The sequence below is a fragment of the Cupriavidus necator A5-1 genome (assembly GCF_000744095.1).
GTDB lineage: Bacteria > Pseudomonadota > Gammaproteobacteria > Burkholderiales > Burkholderiaceae > Cupriavidus > Cupriavidus necator_A.
In genome coordinates this window covers 580,434-602,937 of sequence record NZ_JQLI01000001.1, presented here as the reverse complement: position 1 = coordinate 602,937, position 22,504 = coordinate 580,434, and the positions used below count along the sequence as shown (strand labels likewise).

Below are 22,504 nucleotides of genomic sequence, written 5' to 3'. Positions count from 1 at the left end.
TCTCGTCTTCCTATAGAATAATGGGATTCAAGCGCAACTCCTCGCACCACGGTTGCGTCACATGACACAAGCCAGATGACCGATCCGCGCTACTACTCCACCAAGTCCACTGCTGAGAAGCTTGGCGTTTCGCTACGCACGATCCAACTCTGGGTTGCAAACGGACGCCTCCCGGCATGGAAAACAGACGGTGGTCATCGACGCATACCGGCCGAGGTGGTGGACCGCCTGGTGGCGGACCAACGGGATCAGTCGAGCGGGCGTAGCACCGATCACCACAAAAGAGTGTTTCGCGTCCTTTTGGTAGAGGACGACGAACACCTGCTGGAGATATACTCCGCCGCCCTAGCGAACCTGGCGCCCCCAATCGAGATTCTCCAAGCAAGAAATGGCTACGATGCGCTACTCCAGATTGGCAGGTCAAGTCCCGACCTGATCATCCTCGACCTCGTCATGCCGGGCATGGACGGCTTTCGTTTGTGCCGGACACTCGACGCCCGGCCAGAAGGTGCCACGTCGCAAGTTGTGGTCGTGACGTCGCTTGACAAGCACGCGATCGCCGATCTTGGTGGTCTTCCCAAGCGCATCCATGTGTTCTCCAAGCCCATTCCGCTATCGATGCTGCGATCGCTGGTGACAAACCAGCGCGACGCCAACCAAGCCTAAAGCTGCTATCCGAAATCGCGGGATGTGACGCACCCCAAAGCTCCGTGCGTGCATTGTATATCGATTTTGCACATATACAAGTATGTTGCTATCATATTTGCACGTATTGGAGAGAGACGCAACCACGCACCGGCCTTCCTAGTGCTCCGGCAGTTGCACCACCTCGCCGTTCGACGGCGCCTCTAGCGGCTGTCTGTACCTACTTTTTTTCGGGGTGGCCAGGATTCATGGGTCTGGAGATATATAGGCCGGTAGTGGCGGAAGGCACCGCGGGCACCATCACCCCGGGTATTTCGGCATTCATGCTCCTATTGTTGGTCTGGCTGGGATCCGCCCTGTGGGCCGGGTGGGACAGAGGCAGCGAATTACGCAGGATCCAGGTCGATGCCGACCGTCTTGCCTATACCCTTGGCCAGCACGTCGAGCGCACATTGATGGAGGCGGACCAACTGACCTCTCTGGTAGGCGGCGCCGTCATCGAACGAGGTCCGGACTTGCCGCTTGCCGAATGGACCCGCAACGGTCATCTCAGTGCCGAATCCTTCCTTCAAACCGCGATTCTGGACGAAAGGGGCGTCCTCAGGGCATCGACCAATCCGACCTTCGAAGCGCTTGACGTAGGCGATAGCGAGCATTTCAGCGTACATGCCAACAATCCCAGGCCAACATTGTTTGTCAGCAAGCCGCTGCGGGGGCGTAGTTCAGGTCGCTGGGTAGTCCTGCTTTCCAAGGGAATCGTGGCGCCGACAGGCCGTTTCCTGGGGGTCGTCGCGGTGTCGCTTGACCCACTCTCGCTGACGAACATCTCCCAAAGCATCATCCATTTGGGCAGCCAGGGTGCAATCGGTCTGCTGGGTACCAATGACTTCATCTACCGGGTGCGTTGGAGCGGGTCGGTTTACGACCCTGGGCAGCCACTGCCGGCGAGCTCCTCAGCCCGGCGAGCTGTAGTTGCCGCGGCCCACGCCGAAGTGGTGGAGAACAGCCCACTGAACGGCGTCGAGCGCATTTATGGCGTACATCGGCTATCGAGAGGAAACCTAGCGGTTGTGGTCGGCTACAACCGCCATGAAGCACTATCAGTGTACCGCGGCAGGCTGCTCCTCGTCGCTTGCATCGCAAGCTTGGTATCCGCACTGATCATCCTCGTCCAGATGCGCCAAGCAAAGTCGATCATGAGGATGGCGAAGCTGGCGCATCGGGAGGCAGTGGTCAGCCGCCGGCTACGAGAAAGGAACCAGCACCTGCATGCGCTGTTCTTTGCCGTGCCGGGCGGCGTTGCCATTTTCAATAAGGATCGCCAGGTGGAAGACGCCAACGGCGGGCTGTGCGACACCCTAGGCGCTTCGCCTGGGGACTTGCGCGGCGCCACGCCACAACGGTTCGTTGACCTTCTGTATCGAGGCCAACGTCCCACGCGGGACTCAGCCACCCCGTCCGAACTGCTTGCGGAGATCGACCGGACCGCAGCCTCACACGACTTCAGCAGCGTTATCGAGTTCGATATAGCGGACTCATCCAGCTATGCAATCCGTGTTGTACATACCAGCGACGGCGCTGGCTGCGTGGTGTCTGTCTGCGACGTAAGCGCAATGCGGCGCGAGGAACGGGTCAGATCGCATTTCATTGCTACCGTAGAAGCTGAAAGCAAGATTCCCATCGCAAACGTCGTCGGATATGCCGACCTCCTCGCCGCCGATCTGATCCCCCCGGAAAAACGCCTTGGCATCTATCGCACGATTCGTTCGCAAGCCCAGCGCATCAGCCAGTTCGTTTCAAATCATCTTCAACTGACGCGCCTGGAAACCCTTGGAGCATCCGAGATGACGTTTCGCCGGGTGGATCTCGCAAGTCTCGTGCGAGACGTTGTTGAGGCAGAATTTGGGAACGATAACCGGGTGACTCTGGAGTCTGCGCGAGAGCCAGTCTATGTGATGGGCGACTCCGCCTCCCTCGCCAGCGTGATACGCTATTTGCTCGAGAATGCCGTGAAGTACGGCCTTGGGAGAGAAGTCAACGTGTCGGTCGCTAGAGCGTCGGACGAAAGCGGCAACGCCGTGCTGAAAGTGACCGATAGAGGCATGGGGATCAAAGTCGACGAATTCAGGCTGGTGTTCGACAAGTTTTTCCGCGGCAAGCTGCAGCGCGGGTCCGCCGGCGATGGTCTGGGCCTCGCCCTCGTGCGCGAGATTGTGCTGCTGCATCGCGGCCATACTTCTCTTGAGAGCGAAGTAGGCAAGGGCACGACCGTTACGCTGCACCTTCCGGCGGTGGAATAACTTGCCAGCCTCCAAAGAGGTCGCTCGCAGGGCGGGCAGCGTCCATTGGCCACGTGGATGGCATCAACCCGGATGCCCGGTTTTCCGACAAACATCTTGGCACGATCGATCGCATGTCGGCCGCTACGCGACCTGATGGAGCGCTGCGGGCGCCTTGCAGCGGAACGTGTAGTCGGCATCCAGATCGGCATGTTCACCGCCCGGAGTCGCGCCCGGCGATGCCTCAGCGGCGCTGTCGCTGGCGGCTGTGAATGCCGGCGTCAACGCGCCGAAATCGAGTTGCACGGACTCCAGGTGGCAACCCGCGGCAGGCGATGTTACGAAGATTGCCTCGCCATCGCGCAATCGCGCCATGGCTTGTTGCGCGACGCCCGGTGTTTGCCCAGCGTCAGCCATTCCACATCGAAATCCATACTCGCCTCCTTGTGAAAAAACGCAATGCGCGTCGAGAATAGGGGCGACAGAGCGGATTTCAAGGCTCGGGCGACGTGACCCTGCGACCTCTTGAAATTTCGCGGAGGCGTTCCTATTTTGAATCTCGCTCAGGCAGTCGCGTTATCGCGCTGCGTGTTTCATTTGTTTGTCAGGTATCTGGCAGGCGAACTGGAGCGCGTACGCCCGTTCGCCTTCCTTTTGTGGATGAAAGGAGGATACGACCATGAGTGATCTCTACTTCGGGAACGACCTCTTCAGCGAATTCGACCGCTTTCAGCGGCAGATCGACGAACTCTTCGGGGGCTTCCCATCCAGCATCCGCTCCGTCAGGCGCGGTGCGTTCCCGCAAGTCAACATCGGCGTCACCGACGACACCATCGAGATCGTCGCTTTCGCGCCCGGCATGAAACCGGCCGAACTCGACGTTTCGATCGGCAAGGGCCTGTTGACGATCAGCGGCGAGCGCAAACCATCAGTCCCCGATGGCGATAGCGACCGGAAGGTCTACGCCGAGGAGCGCTTCGCCGGCACCTTCAGGCGGGTCATCGAACTCCCGCAGAACGCTAACCCCGACAAGGTGCAGGCGCGTTATGTCGACGGCTGTCTGTGCGTGACGGTCAGCAAGCATGAGTCGTCCAGGCCCCGGTCGATTACGGTCCAATGATTTGAGGAGAGAGCCATGAGCGATACCACTCAAGTTGTCGAGCGCGAACAGAAAACCCGCGTGACGCCGCGCACGCAGGCGAAGTCCGGGGAACGTCGGGGAACTATCGTGCCGGCCGTCGATGTCTTCGAAGACCAAACGGGCATCACAGTTGTCGCCGATCTGCCCGGCGTTTCGAAGGACCGGCTCGATGTGAAGGTGCAGGACGGCAACCTCGTGATCGAGGCCGAGGCCAGCGTGCCGACACCCGACGGCTTGCGGCTGCTGCATGCCGAAATACCGGCACCGAGCTACTTCCGAGCCTTCACGCTGAGTCCAGACTTCGACACGGCCAAGATCGAGGCGAACCTGCAGGACGGTGTGCTGAAGCTACGCATTCCGCGCAGTGAAAAAGCCCGGCCTCGTCGCATAGAGGTCAAGCTCGGGTAAGCCGGAGCACACCATCGCGACAATGAGGAAACCAGGTGTGGCGCCCGCGGATCGCCACCACTGTACTTCTCGGAGTTCGCTATGAAAGACGTGACACAGGAATCCTGGAAAGGGCATCAAATCAACATCCGTGCAGTGCCGGTTCGACACATTCAAACGCCGGTATCCGCTCCTGACGGTTATGTGGCGATCGTACAGATTTGCATGAACGGCGAAGTGCTAGCGGACTGGCATCTGCCGCGTTACGGCGAGCGGTGGCGCAGCCGGCAGGAAGCCGAACGCGACGCCATGCAATACGCCGTGCAACTGATCAATCGCGGTGTGTTAGGCGAACCGGTGCAAGCGCTTGGTTTCGCCGCGTAGCACGTCTTGGCGGCGTCGGGCCTTTCCGAGCGTACTTCATGTCAATCACCATGCAATTCGTAGGAGGATGAAATGAACACCGATCTGAGCAAATGGAACCCGTTCAAATTCTTGCGCAAAACGCAAACCGAAAAAGCCGACGAGCAACCTTCGTCCAGTGCGCCAACGTCGAAGCATTGGTTGACCGGGTGGCCCGATGCGTCCCTGCTCTTTTCGTCGGACCCGTGGCGGGCGATGGGCGAGTTGCTGCACGATCCCTTCGCAGGCGTCGGCGGTCTTGACCGATGGTTCGGCGACTTCAGTTCGTCGCAGTTCCAGCCGCGCATCGATGTCGTCGACGACGGCGACGCGCTGCGTATCACCGCTGAGTTGCCGGGATTGGGTCGCGAGGATTTGCAGACGTTCATCGATGACGGCGTCCTGGTCCTGCGTGGCGAGAAGAAGCAGGACACGAGGAGCGAGGAAAATGGCTGCTACCGGCTGGAACGGTCGTACGGCTCATTCACTCGCACGATTCCGCTGCCCGAAGGGGTCGACGTCGACAAGGCGGATGCGAAGTTTGACAAGGGCGTCCTGACGCTTCGTTTGCCGAAAACGGATTCCGCGCGCTCCGCGGTCAGGAAGATCGAGATCAAGTAAGTTCCTCGGCGTGTAGGGTCGGACGGTAGCGTGCCCGGCGGGTGACGTGGCAATAATTCGCCACGCCACCCGGCGGCACTGCGGGACCGACGCCGCTAACGGCGCGCATACGACACGCTCAAAGGAGGTTCGCACCTCCAACGAGCAAGGAAACCTTGACCCACACAGGTATAGCTGGAAACAACCCGCATACGACAGCAACCATGAACAACATGGAAGCTCACCATGAATGAGAACAGAAATGTGGCCAGCAGAGTGATGGACGCACTGCGGTTGGAGCCGCGCGTCCTTGGCTTTTACGAGCGCTTCGAACAGGCAGTCGCGTATATCCTGAGCGGCGTCATTTCCGTAATCATCGCCATATCAATGTGGCAACTCATCCGCGCGGTAGTCGTATTGCTCGTGTGGGAAGCGCTGAACCCGCTGGATCATGCTGTGTTCCAGACGGTCTTCGGCATGATCATGACGTTGTTGATCGCGATGGAATTCAAGCACTCCATCATCCGCGTGATGCTTCGACGCGACCATATCGTGCAGGTGAAAACGGTCGTGCTGATTGCTTTGCTCGCGATCGCGCGCAAATTCATCATTCTTGATCCGAACACCGATCCGTACCGAATTGGCGCACTGGCCGCCGCACTCCTGGCACTGGGCGGGGTCTATTGGCTCATGCGTCAGCGCGATGATCCGGTGGAAGCGGAAAGCTCCCCGGAATGACATTGATCGCCGCCGCTCTCGCGGCGGAGGCGCCGGCCACGCTCGATTGCAAAGGGTGAGCAGAGCCCCGTCACCTTCTCGCGCGCCTCATCCTTATTCAAGAGCTGTTCGAGCCGACCGCGTTTCGGTGAGCTACAGGCCGCTCCGGGTTGGGAGTGATCCCGCCGCCCTTCCGGAGACGGACACCCACGGCGCAGCGTTGATCGACCCTTTCCCGCGATCCGTGACCGTCCGGAAAGGCCGTGAACGTTTCGGCGTCCGCGGGCTCACGGATGACCGTTGGACCTCGAAAGCTGCCGTTAGGATGTGATGTATCCAAGGGCAGGAGTGGGTCGGCAACGGAAGTTGCCCGTCGGTCCACCAGAGCTCGACCCCGCGCCCCACTGCGAATTGCCGAGTACGGCCAGCATGAGACATTCGACGGCCACGACCAGGCAGCAATCGTTGGCATATGGGTGCGGCCGACCTTTAGCTCACGCCATCGGCCACTATTGCTGCGTGAGCATCAGGTTCAGGTTCTGAACCGCGGCGCCGGATGCGCCTTTGCCAAGATTGTCGAAAACCGCGGACAGCAGGACGTGCCCGTGTTCCATGTTAGGAAATACGCTTAAGTGCATGTCGTTCGTACCGTTCAGCACTTGCGGATCCAGGTGCTTTAAAGCGCACGATTCGTGCAACGGTAGGACATGTACATGGGCCGCCCCGGCATAGTGGCGGGCGAGGCATGCGTGGAGCGTGGCGCCATCCAGGTCGGGGGCCAGCAGCCGCAACGCGAGGGGCACCGTCAGCACGATGCCCTGGCGGAACGCACCATACGCGGGAACGAAGATGGGGCGCTGCGCGAGCCCGGCGTGCTGCTGGATCTCCGGAGGGTGCTTGTGCGCGAGTTCCAGACCATACACTTGGAATGCCGGCGCGCTGACGGCATCCGGCCCCTCATACTCCTCCACGCCGGCACGCCCGCGTCCGGAGTAGCCGGACACCGCATGAATGCTGACCGGGTAGCTGGCTGGGACAAGCCCGGCCCGCACCAGGGGACGCAGCAGGCCAATCGCACCGGTCGGATAGCAGCCGGGATTGGTGACCCGTCGCGCGTTCGCGATGCGCGCGGCCTGTCCCGGTGCCATTTCCGGAAAGCCATATGTCCAGTCCGGATGCGTGCGGTGGGCGGAACTTGCGTCGATCACCCTGACGGCGGGATTGACGATGGCGTTCACCGCCTCGCGTGCGGCGGCATCGGGCAAACAGAGGATGGCGATGTCGCAGGCATTGATGGCTTCCGCACGACGCCGTGGGTCCTTGCGTTCCGACGCGGCAAGCGTGAACAGGCTGAGGTCGGTCCGGCCGCGCAGCCGTTCGTGGATTTGCAACCCGGTGGTGCCTTGGTCGCCGTCGATAAAAACCAGGGGAGAGCTCATGCGAGGAATACTCCGGTGACTGAAGGGGGGTAACACGTCGAAGGAGCCCCATCTTCCATGGACCACTAGAATAGGGAAAGTTGAATTTCACAACCTTGACATTTAGTTTTCCTGAATCTGGAGCCAACATGCGAGAAATCAGCCTGGACCGCCTGCGCACGCTGGTCGCCATTGCCGACCATGGCTCATTCGCCGAGGCAGCGCGTGCATTGCACCTTGCGCCGCCCACGGTCAGCCTCCACATCGCTGAACTGGAACACCGCATCGGGGCACCGCTCCTGTCGCGAAAACGCGGACAGGTAAGACCGTCGGCGATCGGAGAGGTGCTGGTGGAGCGCGGGCGTCGGCTGCTGGCCGATGCGGAGCAGACGCTGGACGATATTCAACGACAGGTGGAGGGGCTCGAAGGGCGCGCCCGGCTCGGTGCGTCGACTGGCGCGATCGCGCACCTGCTGCCACAGGCGCTCGAGGTGCTGCGCCAGCAGCATCCCGCCATCGACATTCAGATTGCGGTCCTCACTTCGCAGGAAACACTGTCCCGACTGGCGGACGGCACGCTGGATATCGGGCTGGTTGCACTGCCTCAGCCGCCGGTGGCCGGACTAGTGATAAAGCCCTGGCGCCGCGACCCCGTGATGGCCTTCGTGCCGGCGCATTGGCAGTGCCCGGCCCGCGTCACGCCGGAATGGCTCGCCGCCCAGCCTCTGATTCTCAATGACGCGACCACGCGCCTCTCGCGTCAGACCGCGGAGTGGTTCGCGGCCGCGGGACACCATCCCGCACCACGCATTCAGCTCAACTACAACGACGCGATCAAGAGTCTGGTCGCGGCGGGTTACGGCGCGGCGCTGTTGCCCCACGAGGCCACCACGCCATTGCCGGACAAGCGCATCGTCATGCGTCCGCTGCGCCCGGCGTTATGGCGTCGGCTCGGTATCGCGCATCGTGCGGGGTACGTTGAACGCTCCACCCAACACGTACTTGATGTGCTGTGGGATCTGCGATTGGTGTAGTAGTTGCCAGTCGCAGCTTCGGTTCATTCTCGCTGGGACGGTAGCCTTATTGCACGCCACGGCGAATGAATGGCCGGTTTGTAGAAATTTGATTGACCGAAATGGGGATCGAAGGCGGCCGAGAATCCTTGTCGTGCAGCAGCATCGCAGGATCCTTTCTGCGCCCACCGAAACATGTACCGGGCAACAACTGGCTAGACGGTACCGGCTTGTGGCTATGGTCTTCCATATCCTTACGGCTTGAGGAGTCTTCGGTCAGGAAAGAGCGCCAAGGTGTATTAGATTGGTCCGCAATGCGGATTTCTCAGGTGCCGTTGCGACAGACATAATTTCGTGATCATGAAATTACAGATTGGGCACCTCTCAGGTCCCGTTGTCGCATGCCTGGCCAGATGGCGCGTCAGGTTTCCAAGTCCGGTTCCTGTACTTTGGAAGCGGGATTTGGGTAACGCGCGTACAGGGGAAAAATGGATGGCAGACCGCGTAGTTCCCGCCACAACAGGATAACCACCACAGCACGGTCTGCAGAAGTTTTCATAAGGGTTTATACTACGTCCGTCTCCTCCCTTTCTCCTCAAGGGATTCGTGCCCGCCTTTGCAGCGGGCTTTCTTTTGCCTGGGTTCCAAGTCGCGCGCGTTTAGTACTGGGGTCGTGGCGCTGCCTGGCGCCTGCGTTGGCACATTGTGCTCGCTGTCGGCCGGAAGGCTTCTTTCCAACATGGCTGCAATGTGTTGGTAACCTCTGCAACTAGGCTGCAGGTCGTCAAACGGGACGAACCAAGGTCATCTGCCTCACCGCTTGCTGTGGACCGCCAGCTTCACGCAAGCAGCGTGAACTGCTGGACTGAGCAGACGCTCTCCGACTCAAGACTCCCTACAACGAGCGCGTGGCGGCTCGTCAGCATACGCCGTGTCCGCAGGCCTGTGCCGATTCTGCAGGCGGTGATGCATCGTCTCACAGCGGATCAACAGCATTGCCGCGGGTTCCTCATCCGCGCCGGCGAAGTCAGATGCCGAGGCGACTCGCAGATAGACTTGCCGTGAGACTACGGCGATGATCACAATGACGGCGCCGACGCCGAGTGCTCGGACGGCGATGCGGAGGTATGGCGCCATGGCGAAATGACACTGGATAAGCAAGAGTCGATAGGCTGCGAGCCTACACGAGCCTGTCTCGCAACGATGTCACGCCTTTGCAGGATTGACACGATCTGTTTTTCCGCAGCGGCGGGCTTGTGAGTTACGTGACACCGCACGCCGTATATGCCGCTGCGCATTTCGATTCTGCTGCCGTGTCCAGCGCCTGCGCGTCGACAGCCGACTGAGGTGCTGGCGGCGCAGGGAGAAACGCTGCTCTTCTATCCGAATCAAACATAGCTCTCCGGCAATCAGCAAAATTTCTCAGTACGGGCGTTATGTTCAATATATCCACTTGCATCGCCTCGATACGCCCATTCGTTGGATTCACCAACCACCTAGCGTATGACCTGAATTTGCGGTCACAACAAACGCGGACGGTTTGCTGTGACATGGATTTACGTTTCAGCCAGGAATCTCCGGGTGAAAGTGTCTCGCTTGACCGTCCCACCGAACCAACCTTGTCTTCATCATTGACTCTCCGAATTTACGAGGCGCTCAAGCTCTTCGACGGCAGTGATCACCTTTGAAAAGGCCGGGACTTCACCGAAAATCATGCCGCTCATCGCCTGATAGCGTTATCGTGCCCTATCGCCGGCTCCCGGCAACGCCGGCCTCACGTTCTTCCTGGCCCCGCGCGCTGCGGCTAACCGTTGCTGGCCAAGGCTGGCGGAAGCGCAACGGCGGCAGGCCGGCCAGATTCGGCCATCCGCCCGTGCCCCGGCGGACGGCCGAGTTGGCCGATGAGCGGGCATCCGGCTTCCGAGTACGAATGGCCGGTGAGGTGCGACGAGCGGTCATCCAAGTCGAGAGCAAATGGATGTCATCGCGCCGCCGGACGCAATTCTGGCGAACTCGACATCCTGGATCCCATAGTGGCACACTACTTGCTGCCCGCCCCAGCCTTCGCCCCGTGGGGCTTGCAACGAAGGTACGAATGAAGTTGGTGACGTTTTTCTCGCCCGGATCCGCTCCCATCAACCATGCAAAGCACAGGCAGAAAGCTGGCGATCATTGGCATGCTCCTGTTGACTGTTGCTGCCTTAGCTCAGTCATCGAGGGCAAACAAGCCAATCGAGTCAGCACATCGGGCGGGGCCGCATGACCTTGAAGGATGGACAGAGAGCTATCCGTTTGCGGACGGTCAGAGCTACCCCACCACCTTGGTTATCGCCCAGCGGAGGCATGTTATCCGTCGAATCGAAGGAGATCCATTTGTGTGGAGATGGATATTTTGGGAAAGCGGGAAACAGGTCGCCTATCAAGCTGGATCATTGCACTTCAACATGTGGTGCACGCTGGTCGATATCACAAGTGGTCAACAACTGGCGAACCATGACTGCTATCGCGAACTCCCCGAGGAGGCCCCAGCATGGGAGAAAGCCTTGCGGGACGCACAGTAGACTGGCGGTCAACCAGCGCGTTGAAACTACCGTAATTCATCGGACTCGCGACGATAAGGCACCGGAGCGGCGAACTAGGGGCTCTGAGTGATTGCGGTTAAGCAAGTTGCTCTGCCTGCGGAAGGTCCGGTGAGCGCCGACGAGCGGTCATCCAGTCCGAGGTTGGCGATGGTCGCTTCATCGGCCACTTCAGCCATCCGACTCTGACCTGGCGAATGACCGGGTCGGGAAGAGACGACCGGGTAGCGGCCAGCCGGGGTCCCTTACCGGCTGCGGCACCGCGCTGCTCAGACTCGCTCCGGTCTGTGAAAGACGTCGCCAGGCGGCAGAGGTATGCGTTGACCGCGGTCAGGTCGTGCGACATATCCGGCAATAATGTCTAAGCTCTGGGGGCTGGGTGTGTCCACAATGAGAGCTTCCGGGGGCAGCGCCCGTTGATCGCACATCCGGGCGGTTTCCGTCGACGCATGGCCAAGCCAGTCCTGGACCAAGGGCGTCATCGGCGCCGTGCTCAAGCGTGTCGGTCGCCGAGTCGCGCGTAGGCCTTGCCTATCGTTGCGCCACGTTGCAGTAAGGCGTTAATGCGAGGGGCCGCGAGCTGATATAGCCCTTGTGCCCCCAACGAAGATGCGAGATTGTACGGTCAAATTTGACGCATACATGGCCCCAGCGCTATCCGCAGTTGTCCGAGGACTGGCGGCCCCCATGCAGTGCAATGCAATACGGACGGCCTGCCAGCAGTTGGCTGGCCAGCGCCCCCTCCGCTTCGGCCCGCTCGGCCCGTCCCAGCGCCGCGGCCAACCCTCTCTGGACGTACCCTTCGCAGAAACAGGTACGCCTGACGTGTATGAGGCCACCGAGCCCTCGTATGTTGCACAGCAGTTACCCGTCGCCAATTGCCCGTCTTGGGCGCACGAGCTACCATTCCTCGCAGACTTGTTGCCTCCCGGTGATTCCGAGCGTCCTACAGGGCTGGAATCGGACATACCAACCTGAACGCCGTGACGAATCAGCTCGACCTCTTCGAACACAGCCGCGATGTCATGCTTCGCAATGACGTGCTTGCAGCGCTTGAGCAACGCAATGCCGCCGCGGGGCGTGAAGCACTGCGTCGGCTGGCCGCAGAATATCCAGCCGACGCGCTCGTGCCGACCCTCGAGATACTGGTACGCGTTCTTGAGTATCCCGTCCAAGGGCCCATCACTAGTCACACGGCACTACGTGACACCTGTGAGGCATGGTGTTCGCCGAGCGTGCCGGCGGCCCGCCGCGCATTCGGCGACGCGGCTGGCATGGCATGGTGCATACCGCTGTGGCGAGCCGTTGCGCAAGCCGCCTCGCAATTGCCGTTTCACCGCGAGATGCCGGAATGGCATTCCGCGCCGCTATGGATGCGCGCAGCGGAGTGGACTGCGGCACGCGAAAGCATAAAGCGGATCGGGTCGTGGCGACGTATTCCAATCACGCTCGCCTGGATGGCCGAGGCTGTCTACCGGCTCCAGGGACTTGAACAGGCGTGGCCGCTCCTGGCCGAACTTGCGTGGTTGTCGCCGAGGAAGCTTGGCGTGCTGATGCAAGCGCTCGGTGATTCGCCTTTGCTGGCGCTACGGCGGGTATTCGATGCGAATTTCGACGGTGACGGCACAATCGATGATCTTGCGTGGTTTCCGGCGTGGGCATTGACAGAAAAACCTGGGCTTGCCGCCCTCCTACGCCGGTCCGAGCCCTCGACGCACACGTTACCCGAACAGGGGATGCGAATCATGCTGGAGTTATTGCTCCTTGAGCGCGAAGGCCGGCAGCATGATTTGGTTGAACGACGGAAGACTTTACGTGGCCTGCATGCGGGCCTCTTCGACGCCTATATTCGTACGCGATAGCTGTGTCAAGGCTCGTTGTCTTGCCCCAATGCTCACCACCGACGTGTTGAGCGGACGGCGGGTAAGGTTTAACTACATCTCCATGAACAACCCGGAGCCGCACGAGCGAATCCTCGAGCCTCACAGCATCATTAAGACGGGACGCCGTTGGCATGTCTGCGGCTACTAGCTGGAGAAGATGGACTTCCGCGACTTCGTGCTGGGCCGTATGAGCAAGGTCAAGCTGCCAAACACTAAGGAACGTGGACCAAGCGACGTCGCTGGCGACGTCGGCCATGCTTGGTCGTCGCTCACCCCAGGCTTAGCCCGGCGCAGCAGATGGTTGTCAGAAACGAATACTTCAAAGGGACCTCCGCTCGCGTTGAAAGCTGCAGGGCCTGCCCTCCTGAACTATCTTATCCGTGAGCTCATGGCTGCAACGGATGTGGACCGTCAAACGCCACTCGACTTCCAACTGGCGATTGAGAACATGGAGGAATGCCGTCGATAGCTATTCCGGACCTGACTGACCTCATTCGCCGGGAGCGAATCGCCGAGCGGGGCGCACGCAGCCCGCCGGGTGATTTCCGCGCGCCAAAGTATTCCAAGTGAAGTATTGCCGAACGGACGCTATCCGATTCGCCTTATTGAACGCGCCTTGGGCCCTTTCCCATCTTGATCTGCCCGCTCACTGTATGAAGTGTTCGCGCTCACGTTTAACGCGCTAGCGCGCACTGAGTGTGTTGCAGCCAATTGAGGACGTTTAGCTCACCGCGGGAAGAACAACGTCTTCTGCCGAATTGCCTGGCTTGCAGCGCGGTACGCTACGCTGTTGCCAAACTCATGGTGCGCCCAGACGATGCCGGCGAGGATGTCGGTGAACTGTAGCGCAAGGCAGTCTTTGCTTTCCCATGGGGTAGTCTGCAACTTGGTCATGGCGCCCCGCACGGCCAATTCGGTTCGGAGGTAGTCGTGCAAGGCGTGCTTGAGCTCCGTTTTCAGCGAACGCGCATCGGGAATGAAGCACACCGCGTCATGCTCCGCCATGACATCGAGCAACAGCAGCTTGGCCATGTAGTTATACAGGCCATTGGGGTGCGCCCGGAACGCCAGCGTGAAATGCCAGCTGGAGCCGCCACGCTGGTATGGGGCACCGAGTTGCCAGCCTAGGCAACCGCTTTCGTCGAGATAGATGGTGATCGCCATATGAAAATAGCCTCCCAGAGGGAGGCTATCGGAATGCTGCGGTACCCGGACCTGACGTACTCCAAGTACGCTTACGATCACGACGCAATTTGTCGCAGGGAGTTCCGGGCCGAGCGGATCGTTTAAACCGCGACGCCGCTACGCGATCATTATGGGGTGTTGCCCTTGCATATCAACCCTGGACGGCCAACTGTCCGGGCAGCGGCACGCATGCCGAGGGCGGCGCGGTGAACGCGCAGTGGCTTAAGAAGCACATCCTGCGGTCTAGCATTCCCGAAACGAGCCTGGTTTCGGGACCCTTCCGATAAAATGGCACTAGATCCGCACCATGAATTGGTGGCGCAGCCTTCCAAAGCGTGGGTGAGCGGTTCTCAACAGGCAGCCTGATGCTAGGGAGCAACGCGGAAATGGTCCACGCTCTGTCCTGCGCGGACTGCCCGCGCCAGCCAATCCGGCATCTCCCCTTCCCCGTTCCACGTCTGGCCCTCGGCATTGTGGTAACGGGCGCGGACGGCTGGCTTGGGCGCAAAACAGCCCGGCGGCTTGCAAATTGATCGGCGACAAGGACGTTGCCGAAAAAGGATGGTGCAATGCGTGAAACCAAGGGTTAGTTTCGCTGAGCTACTCTAGACTCCATGCCCAGATGATTCCCATCGTGTAAACCCGGAGCCGATTGGTCACTGCGCTGTCATCGTCAGCGGTTAGAGTACCGGCTCTGAAGATAAATGCGATAAAGGAGACGCAGATGTTCCTTACATCTGAACAGATCGCCGCCGCGCAGCGTGCCAGCCTGGAAACCTTATGCGGGCTGACACTAAAGGTCTTCGAAAGCCTGGAGCGGCTTGCGGCGTTGAACCTGCAAGCAAGTAGGGCCCATTTCGCTGACCGCGCCAATGTTACGTTGAAAGCGCTATCCGCAACGAGTACTCAAGAAATCCTGGCGCTCCACGAGGAGACCATCAAGCCGGCGCAAGAGAAATTCCTGAGCTACATCCGTCAACTTTCTGAGATTTCCGATGCCGCCCAGCTTGATTTCTCAGCGTTTATTGAAGGCGTCCAAGCCGCCAATGCAGAGAAGTTGCTGGCCTTCTTTGCGAAGGTCTCGGAAGCTAGCCCGGTTGCTTCGGAGTCGACCGTGGCCATCGTGAAGTCGGCCATCCACGCAGCCCAGACTGCTTACTTGTCAGTCCAGCAAGTAACGAAGGAAACGGCTGAGCTTGCGAATGCCACCCTCGGCGGCGGTGAAATGGAATCAGAATCGAGCACTCCCGAAGATTCCGAGGCCTGAAGCTCGATGCGTGACGCGTGTCACCGGGGGCATGCCGTAGGAGGCGGCTCCGGCTTTCTGCGACAGATGGTGCACTATGTCTAGACTTTACGTCGGCTCCTGATTTCTATACGGCATGCACTCCCTCGTTTCGCCATCCTGCCCCTCGAGTCGCACCTGGCTGTGCGCTGTGATGTCTTGTGGCTTGACGAATCGGTGATCAGGAAGGGCTTCAAGGTGTAATAGCTTGGGCCGCAATACGGTGTTCCGCCCCCCACGGGAACTCGCCACTTCAGCGAAGCAGCTAGGTTCTTGGCATCGTCGGCTTGCAACTTGGATACGCACTGACTTTGCGGCCCAATTCCTTGCACCTTCCGTAGTCGAGGGTCGGCCGGGATTCGCAAATATCTTAAGCTTCAGATATTTGCGAATCCCGGCCAGCCCTCTATGTGGGACCCCAACCAGGCCGAACCAAGACCTGGACCCGCGTCTTAGCCGGGCCCTGGACTATATCCGCTCAAACGTTCGAAATCCCCTCTTATTGAGTGACGTGGCCTCAGCGGTCGCTCAGTCGGAGAGTCGTTTTCGGCATCTGTTCGTCGCCGGGACCGGCAGCTCGTTCAGAGCGTACCTCCTATGGCTGCGCATCAATTTGGCCATCGAGGCGGTCATGTCCGGCGCGTCCTGGACCGAGGCCGCGCATGAGGCAGGATTTGCGGACTCGGCTCACCTTACCCGGACGCACAAGCGCATGTTCGGCATCGAACCGACAGCACTGCGCCCGCAACCGCTCGGGTAAGGTGATGGAATGCCGATGCTTCAAAAGGCGCGCGAACGCTTGGCCGAGGCCGAGTCAACCGCCATTCTGGGTCACTTGGTCGCCTCACCCACAGGTCGTGCCAAACAGCGTCGAGCCGCTCTGGCGATGATGGGAAGCAGGGAGACGTCGGTCGCTGAAATTGGTCGGCACTTCGGTGTGTCTCGTTTTGCCTGCATGGACGCCACCCGCGCAGGACGTCCAGGAATGCCGCGCCTGGTACGCCATCGCGCCATTCCCATCCGGTGCGATATGCCGCCAGGCGCGGTCGCTGCCGGCCTCCATGGCCTTAGATAGCCCCCACAGCGCCCACCGCCCCGATAAACAAAGCCGCCGGCGGAAGATACAAACCCCGCCCCAGCAAACCCAACTCCCCCGCCGCATCCACCATCGCGATCGCCGCCAGCGGCGTGCGGTCGGGCCGTACGGCGGACGCATCCAAACCCACCGGGAGGCCTGCCGGCGCCAGTCCCGCATGGCTGCCGGCCAACAGCCCGCCTGCGCGCGAACGCCAGTCGGCCGGCAGCCATGGCGCCAGCGCGTCCACCACTTCCGGGGCGCGATCCAGCGCCTGGCCGCCGCAGCCCAGGACATCGATCACGCCGCTGTCCCCGATCACCGGCGACGCAGTGGCGGCGGCGGCCAGCGCGTTGAGGCGGGGGCCGGCCGGTGGTTCGGCGGCGGCCGTGTGCCATCGGTCGGGCTGCCCGGCCAGGCGGATGCCCACGCGTTCGCCGTTGCCCGCGAGCGCAACCACCAGGCTCGCGCCGGGATCGCTGCCGGCGTCGGCCGCGGCGTCCAGCATCAGGTGGCAGGCAGCCATCCACGGGGTCAGGAAAAACAGCGGCGTCTGCGCCAGCATGTCGGCCACGGCCTGGGCCTGTTCGTTCGCACTGGGGGACCCGGCCAGCAAGCGCGGCACCAGTGCGCGGCACAACGCGGCGTTGGCGCCGCTGGTGCGCGCGTGCAGATCGTCGCCGCCGGCAAGGCCGGCCGCGGCCAGCGGCAGCAAGGGCAGCGGCCCCGTTTCCAGCCCCCGCGCCAGCTCGGCGGCAAGCGGGCCGTCGCGCCAGGCCAGGCGCGTCAGGATGGCCGGGTCGCGGCTGCCGAAGCGCAGCTGCGACCCGGCGCCGCTGCCCAGCAGCGACCAGGCGCGCCCTGCGCCGCCGGCAAGGTCGCATACCTCCACCAGCATGGTCGAAGGCGAGATCACCGCGGCCAACGGCGTGACCGCGCGGAAGTCCTGCGCCGGGCGCAGCCGCACCGTGCCGGCCGCGATCAGGCGCTGCGCCTCGGCGGCGTTCGCCGCCCAACCCTCGTACAGGCAGCACAGCACGGCGGACGACAGCAGCGGCGCGGGCGGCCGGCAGGGGTCGTGCAGCGGCGGGCCGGCATGCAACAGCGTGCGGTCCGGCAGCCCCAGCGCCTCCCTGGCGCGGCGCACCGCCGACCAGGCCGGCTGCACCGCAAGCAGGCGCGCAAGCGCGCGCCGGTTGGCTTCGACACGATCGGTCAGGTTCGTCATGCCGCCCTCACATGCCCATATAGGCCTGGCGCACCCGCGGATCTTCCGCCAGCGCGCCGGTTTCGCCGGACAGCGACACGCGGCCGGTCTCCACCACATTGGCGTGGCGGGCCAGGTCGAAGGCGGTCAGCACGTCCTGCTCGACCAGCAGGATGGTCAGGCCGGTACGGTTGATCTCCACCAGCGCCTCGCCCAGCTTTTCCACCGCGCGCGGCGCCAGTCCGAGCGACAGCTCGTCGATCATCAGCAGTTGCGGCCGCGACATGATGCCCCGCCCGATTGCGCACATCTGCTGTTCCCCGCCCGACAGCGTGGTGGCGTCCTGCTTCTGCCGCTCCTTCAGGATCGGGAACATGGTGAAGACGAAATCGAGGTCGGCAGCGATGTCGGCGCGGCTGTCGTTGCGCAGGTAGGCGCCCAGCAGCAGGTTGTCGCGGATCGACAAGCCGCGGAACAGCCGCCGCCCCTCGGGCACATGGGCCACGCCGGCGCGCAGCATGGCATCGGGCGCGGCGCCGGTCATGTCCTGGCCGGCGAAGGTCAGCCGGCCGCCGGTGGCCGGCACCATGCCGGAGATGGTCCGCAGCAGCGTCGACTTGCCCGCCCCGTTGGAGCCGACGATGCAGGTGATCTCGCCCGCCGGCACCTCGATGTCGATCCCCCACAGCACCTGCACGTCGCCGTAGCCGGCGGTCAGCCCGGCGATCTGCAGCAAGGGCGTATTGGGCTGGCGCACCGGCGCCGGCATCATGGAAACGGCGTTCATGCCTGCTCCTCCGCGGTGGCGACGTACTGGCTGGTGTGGGCGGCCTGGCGCGCGGCGAACTTGCTACCCAGGTAGGCGTCCACCACGCGCGGGTCTTGGATGACAGCCTGCGGCTCGCCCTGGGCGATCAGCTCGCCGTGATGCAGCACCAGGATGCGCTGGCTCAGCGACATCACCACCTTCATCAGATGTTCGATAAGCAGGATGGTGACGCCACGCGCGGCGATCGCGCGCATCAGCGCCAGCGCCTGGCCGATCTCTGCCGTGTTCAGGCCCGCGTTGACCTCGTCCAGCAGCAGCAGCCGCGGTCGCATCGCCAGGCTCTTGGCCAGCTCCAGCCGCTTGCGCGACGGCAGCGTCAGCGCGGTGGCGGGCCGGTGCGCCTCGGCGGCAAGGCCGACGAACTCCAGGTGCTCCATCGCCTCGCGCTCGGCCTGGGCACGGCTTGCCGCATGGCCGGCGAAGAGCGCGCCGGCGCTGACGTTCTCCAGCACGGTCATCTGCGGAAACGGCTGCACGATCTGGAAGGTGCGCGCCAGCCCGCCGCGCGCCGCCTGCCAGGGCCGCTGCGCGGTGACATCGCGCCCGCGGAACACCACCGAGCCCGTATCGGCGCGCACTATGCCGGTGATCAGGTTGACCAGCGTGGTCTTGCCGGCGCCGTTGGGACCGATCAGGCCTACGATCTCCCCTTCCTCCAGGCAGAAGCTGACATCGCGCGTGGCATGCAGGCCGCCAAAGCGCTTGTTCAGTCCGTTCACTTCGAGCAGTCGCGGCATCAACGCACCTCCGGGGCGGGGGCCGCGGCGCGGCGCGGCGTGTGGCCGCGTGCCGGCAGCAGCAGGCGGCGGTAGTCCACCTTCAGCAAACCGCCGGGCAGGAAGAAGATCAGCAGCACGATCACCACGCCGAGGATGGCCTGGTGGTAGTCGAGGAAGCGGGCCCAGATGGTCTCCTCCATCAGCACGAAGGCGGTCGCGCCGACCAATGGCCCATACAGCGTGCCCAGGCCGCCGAGCATGGCCATCACCGGCACCTTCAGCGTCAGCAGGATGGCGAAGGCATCGGTCGGCGCGATATACGACACCCACGACGCATAGATGGCCCCGACGGTGCCGCAGTACACGGCGGACAGCGCGAAGGCCGCGGTCTTGTAGCGGTTGGTGTCGATGCCGACCATGTCGGCCGCATCCTCATTCTGGCTGATGCAGCGCAAGCCGAAGCCGAGGCGCGAGCGGTCCACCAGCAGCGTGGTCAGCCACGCGCACAACATCACGGCAAGCATGGCGTACAGAAACACGCGGCCGGCGAAATCCGGGCCGCCCGGCAGGATGCGGATGTTGAGGCCGTCGCCGCCGCCGGTCAGATCGACCCACAGCGAGGTCACCATGCGCAGTACCTCGACCAGCGTGATCGAGCCGATGGCGAAATAGTGTCCCTTCATGCGCAGGATGGCCGCGCCGACCAGCGCGGCGAAGGCCGTGACGAAGAGCGTCGCGCCCAGCCACGCCAGCACCATCGGCACCCCGGCATTCTGCAGCAAGCCGCTGACATAACTGCCCAGCCCGACGAAGGCGGCGGTCGAGAACGAAGGATAGCCGGCATAGCCGCCGATGAAATTCCACGACAGCGCCAGCGCGCCATACATGCAGACGAAGGTGGCCAGGCGCACATAGTAGTTGTCGGCGACGAAGGGCACGGCGGCCAGCAGCAGTACCGCAACGGCGAAGCCGAGGTGGGCGCCGTGCCGGCGCAGGCGATTGGCGTTCATTGGTAACCTCGCTTTCCGATCAGTCCGGTGGGACGGGTCATCAGCAGCGCCAGCATCACCAGAGCCCCGATCAGGATGGCGGCCTGCGCCCCCAGGAAATTGCCGGCGACACTCTCGATCAGGCCCAGCGCCAGCCCGCCGACCAGCGCGCCCGGCACGGTGCCGAGGCCGCCGATCACGCAGATCACGAACGCCTTGCCCAGCAGCAGCCCGGTGATATTGGTGGTGATGGGAAAAACCACCGACATCAGCACGCCGCAAGCCCCGGCCATCAGCGCCGCGATGCCGAAGGTGATGGCATAGACGCGATTGACGCGAATGCCCATCAGCGCGGCGGCGTCACGGTCCATCCGCACCGCCACGATGGCGCGGCCGATGCGCGAGGTGCGCAGCACGTAGTACAGCAGCGCGGTCATGGCGAAGGCCAGCAGCATCGCCAGCAGCCGGTCGTTGGGAACGATCACCCCGCCCAGGTCGAGGCGGCCGAGGTCGAGCGAGATCCGGCGCGGCGTGGCGTCGAACCACAGGTTCATGAAGTTGTAGAGGATCATGTCCAGGCCGAAGGTCAGCGTCAGCGTGGTCAGCACCGGCTGCGCCACCACCCGGTTGATCAGGCCGTACTGCAGCAGGAAACCCAGTACGAACAGCAGGCCGGATACCAGAAACAGCATCGCGAAGGGACTGACTTGCAGGTGGAACCAGGCGAAGTAGGCCAGGTAGCCGCCCAGCACGATAAAGGAGCCGTGCATCATGTTGATGACGTTGAGCACGCCCCAGACCAGCGAGAAGCCAACGGCGATGCAGGCATACAGCGCGCCCAGCATCAGCCCGTTGACCGCGATTTGCGCATAGAGGCTCATGGCGACATTTCCGCGGCGAAGCGTTGAGTAGCGACGGCGCACCGGGCGCCGCCGCGCGAAAGCTGGCTTACTTCACGGCCAGCAGATTGGCCTGCTTGACCGCCTGCGGGAACAGCACCGCCACCTTGCCGGACTGCACCTGGATGATCGGCAGGTCGCGGGCGGTGTTCATGCCGTTGGGGCCGAACTTGATCGGGCCGTAGAAGGTCAGCACGTCGAGCGAGGCGAGCGTGTCGCGCACCTTGGCGCGGTCGGTGGTGCCGGCCTTCTCGATGGCCATCTGCAGCGCGATCAGCGCCGCGGCCGAGGAGGCATGGACGTAGTCGGGATCGTGCTTCTCGCGCGCCACGAACTCGTCGTAGAAGGCCTTGGTGGAGCCGAACACGTCGCTCGACTTGTATTGCGACGACTGGTGCCACCAGCTCGCGCTGCTGACGTTGTTGGCCAGCGGACCGAGACCGTCGATGAATTCCTGGTAGGCCGGGCCGGTGATCATGGTGATCACCGGCGCGGTGACGCCGAGGTCGGCCATCTGCTTGCGCGCCAGGATCAGGTCCTTGGTATAGCCGGTCACATAGATCCAGTCCGCGCCCGCGGCCTTGATGCGCGACAGCGAGGCCGAGTGGTCGAGCGCGCCCACCGGGTAGTACTCGTTGTGGACCACTTTCAGGCCGGCCTTCTCGGCATGGTCCTTCATGGTCGCGGCCATCGAGCGCGGGAACACGTCCTCGCGCCCCAGGATGGCGATCTTCTTCACCGTCGGCATCTGCGTGGTGAAGGTGGAAATCATCGCGTCCACCAGGCCGCCATTCGGCGCCAGCGTACCGAACAGGTACTTGTAGCCCTGGTTGAACACCGATTCGGACGACGCCACCGAGGCCATCACCGGCACGCCGTAGCGTTCGGCCACGCCCGCCACCACCTTGGTATGGCCGGAGCCGAAGGGCGCGGTCAGGTAGTCCACCTTGTCCTGCGTGATCAGCTTCTCGGCCATCTGCTGCGCGCGCTTTTCGTCGGACTGGTAGTCGTAGCTGACCAGCTCCACCTTCATCTTCTTGCCGCCCACGCTAATGCCGCCAGCGGCGTTGACGCGTTTGAGCCACATGTCGTAGGCCACCTGCTGCTTCTTGCCTTCATCGGCCAGGCCGCCGGTCAGCGCCAGCGGCGCGCCGATGCGGATGGTGGACTGGGCGTGCGCCAGCGCGCTGGCGGCCAGCAGCCCTGCGGTGATCAACAGCTTGAATTTCATGTTCAGCCTCGTTGGATGGAA

Annotated in this window: 22 protein-coding genes and 1 pseudogene; 13 read left to right on the top strand and 10 right to left on the bottom strand. The window is 62.5% G+C overall.

From position 1 onward, the window contains the following. Nucleotides 1–75 precede the first annotated feature (75 nt). Together K307_RS02820 and K307_RS02815 are read left to right on the top strand one after the other, a co-directional pair. Entirely contained in the window at nucleotides 76–666 is a 591-nt protein-coding gene (locus K307_RS02820) for a response regulator (RefSeq protein ID WP_022535862.1), read from the top strand. A 254-nt stretch (nucleotides 667–920) separates the two neighbouring features. After that, entirely contained in the window at nucleotides 921–2,945 is a 2,025-nt protein-coding gene (locus K307_RS02815; protein WP_196251508.1) for an ATP-binding protein, read from the top strand. A 123-nt stretch (nucleotides 2,946–3,068) separates the two neighbouring features. Here the strand turns inward: K307_RS02815 and K307_RS02810 are convergent, their stop codons facing one another. After that, nucleotides 3,069–3,299 (bottom strand): ZrgA family zinc uptake protein, encoded by a 231-nt coding sequence (locus K307_RS02810; protein WP_051369776.1) that lies wholly within the window; start codon nucleotides 3,297–3,299, stop codon nucleotides 3,069–3,071. Nucleotides 3,300–3,603: 304 nt separating this feature from the next. Between K307_RS02810 and K307_RS02805 the strand changes: the two genes are divergently transcribed. The 5 genes from K307_RS02805 (at nucleotide 3,604) to K307_RS02785 (ending at nucleotide 6,192) form a co-directional block, all read left to right on the top strand. Continuing rightward, nucleotides 3,604–4,044: an Hsp20/alpha crystallin family protein gene (locus K307_RS02805; RefSeq protein ID WP_042876177.1), complete on the top strand. Its 441-nt coding sequence runs from the start codon at nucleotides 3,604–3,606 to the stop codon at nucleotides 4,042–4,044. 15 nt (nucleotides 4,045–4,059) lie between these two features. Beyond that, complete coding sequence (locus tag K307_RS02800) at nucleotides 4,060–4,473, top strand: Hsp20/alpha crystallin family protein (protein ID WP_022535858.1); 414 nt, start codon at nucleotides 4,060–4,062, stop codon at nucleotides 4,471–4,473. Between the two features lie 81 nt (nucleotides 4,474–4,554). Next, entirely contained in the window at nucleotides 4,555–4,836 is a 282-nt protein-coding gene (locus K307_RS02795; protein ID WP_042876175.1) for a hypothetical protein, read from the top strand. 72 nt (nucleotides 4,837–4,908) lie between these two features. Next, a complete protein-coding gene (locus K307_RS02790) occupies nucleotides 4,909–5,475 on the top strand; it encodes an Hsp20/alpha crystallin family protein (protein ID WP_042876172.1) in 567 nt (188 codons plus the stop codon). A 258-nt stretch (nucleotides 5,476–5,733) separates the two neighbouring features. Further along, nucleotides 5,734–6,192, top strand: coding sequence for a phosphate-starvation-inducible PsiE family protein (locus K307_RS02785; protein ID WP_153954727.1), 459 nt, complete (start codon nucleotides 5,734–5,736; stop codon nucleotides 6,190–6,192). A 488-nt stretch (nucleotides 6,193–6,680) separates the two neighbouring features. Here K307_RS02785 and argC read toward each other — a convergent pair whose 3' ends face one another. Continuing rightward, entirely contained in the window at nucleotides 6,681–7,610 is a 930-nt protein-coding gene (argC, locus tag K307_RS02780) for an N-acetyl-gamma-glutamyl-phosphate reductase (protein WP_042876167.1), read from the bottom strand. 128 nt (nucleotides 7,611–7,738) lie between these two features. On the opposite strand from argC, the gene K307_RS02775 reads away from it, so the two are divergent. From K307_RS02775 to K307_RS47330, 4 genes are all read left to right on the top strand, one after another. Then, the gene (locus tag K307_RS02775) at nucleotides 7,739–8,623 is read left to right on the top strand and encodes a LysR family transcriptional regulator (RefSeq protein WP_042876165.1); all 885 of its coding nucleotides are present in this window, start codon (nucleotides 7,739–7,741) and stop codon (nucleotides 8,621–8,623) included. Between the two features lie 2,120 nt (nucleotides 8,624–10,743). Next, entirely contained in the window at nucleotides 10,744–11,163 is a 420-nt protein-coding gene (locus K307_RS45300) for a hypothetical protein (protein ID WP_155301040.1), read from the top strand. A gap of 1,001 nt (nucleotides 11,164–12,164) precedes the next feature. After that, the gene (locus K307_RS48940) at nucleotides 12,165–13,043 is read left to right on the top strand and encodes a hypothetical protein (protein ID WP_042876164.1); all 879 of its coding nucleotides are present in this window, start codon (nucleotides 12,165–12,167) and stop codon (nucleotides 13,041–13,043) included. 178 nt (nucleotides 13,044–13,221) lie between these two features. Next, nucleotides 13,222–13,533: a hypothetical protein gene (locus K307_RS47330; protein ID WP_155301039.1), complete on the top strand. Its 312-nt coding sequence runs from the start codon at nucleotides 13,222–13,224 to the stop codon at nucleotides 13,531–13,533. A 257-nt stretch (nucleotides 13,534–13,790) separates the two neighbouring features. Here K307_RS47330 and K307_RS02760 read toward each other — a convergent pair whose 3' ends face one another. After that, nucleotides 13,791–14,228, bottom strand: a complete 438-nt coding sequence (locus K307_RS02760; protein ID WP_042876163.1) for a DUF3800 domain-containing protein — start codon at nucleotides 14,226–14,228, stop codon at nucleotides 13,791–13,793. Between the two features lie 389 nt (nucleotides 14,229–14,617). Continuing rightward, nucleotides 14,618–14,764: pseudogene (locus K307_RS48935) on the bottom strand (H-NS family nucleoid-associated regulatory protein); the annotation flags it as partial. A gap of 209 nt (nucleotides 14,765–14,973) precedes the next feature. Between K307_RS48935 and phaP the strand changes: the two are divergent. Beyond that, complete coding sequence (gene phaP / locus K307_RS02755) at nucleotides 14,974–15,516, top strand: phasin family protein (RefSeq protein ID WP_051974596.1); 543 nt, start codon at nucleotides 14,974–14,976, stop codon at nucleotides 15,514–15,516. A gap of 241 nt (nucleotides 15,517–15,757) precedes the next feature. Beyond that, nucleotides 15,758–16,294, top strand: coding sequence for a helix-turn-helix domain-containing protein (locus tag K307_RS50835; protein ID WP_419187135.1), 537 nt, complete (start codon nucleotides 15,758–15,760; stop codon nucleotides 16,292–16,294). A 307-nt stretch (nucleotides 16,295–16,601) separates the two neighbouring features. On the opposite strand, the gene K307_RS02745 is transcribed toward K307_RS50835, so the two are convergent. The 6 genes from K307_RS02745 to K307_RS02720 form a co-directional block, all read right to left on the bottom strand. After that, complete coding sequence (locus tag K307_RS02745) at nucleotides 16,602–17,837, bottom strand: DUF1116 domain-containing protein (protein ID WP_042876161.1); 1,236 nt, start codon at nucleotides 17,835–17,837, stop codon at nucleotides 16,602–16,604. 7 nt (nucleotides 17,838–17,844) lie between these two features. Continuing rightward, nucleotides 17,845–18,603: an ABC transporter ATP-binding protein gene (locus tag K307_RS02740; RefSeq protein WP_230625419.1), complete on the bottom strand. Its 759-nt coding sequence runs from the start codon at nucleotides 18,601–18,603 to the stop codon at nucleotides 17,845–17,847. Further along, complete coding sequence (locus K307_RS02735; RefSeq protein WP_042876160.1) at nucleotides 18,600–19,382, bottom strand: ABC transporter ATP-binding protein; 783 nt, start codon at nucleotides 19,380–19,382, stop codon at nucleotides 18,600–18,602. Before K307_RS02735 ends, K307_RS02740 begins: the two co-directional genes overlap by 4 nt. After that, nucleotides 19,382–20,374 carry a branched-chain amino acid ABC transporter permease gene (locus tag K307_RS02730; protein ID WP_051974594.1) on the bottom strand — a complete coding sequence of 331 codons (993 nt, stop codon included), beginning with the start codon at nucleotides 20,372–20,374 and terminating at the stop codon, nucleotides 19,382–19,384. The genes K307_RS02735 and K307_RS02730 overlap by 1 nt, the downstream gene beginning before the upstream one ends. Next, nucleotides 20,371–21,234, bottom strand: a complete 864-nt coding sequence (locus K307_RS02725; protein ID WP_042876159.1) for a branched-chain amino acid ABC transporter permease — start codon at nucleotides 21,232–21,234, stop codon at nucleotides 20,371–20,373. Before K307_RS02725 ends, K307_RS02730 begins: the two co-directional genes overlap by 4 nt. Before the next feature lie 67 nt (nucleotides 21,235–21,301). After that, nucleotides 21,302–22,483, bottom strand: a complete 1,182-nt coding sequence (locus tag K307_RS02720) for an amino acid ABC transporter substrate-binding protein (RefSeq protein ID WP_051974593.1) — start codon at nucleotides 22,481–22,483, stop codon at nucleotides 21,302–21,304. Nucleotides 22,484–22,504: the final 21 nt, after the last annotated feature.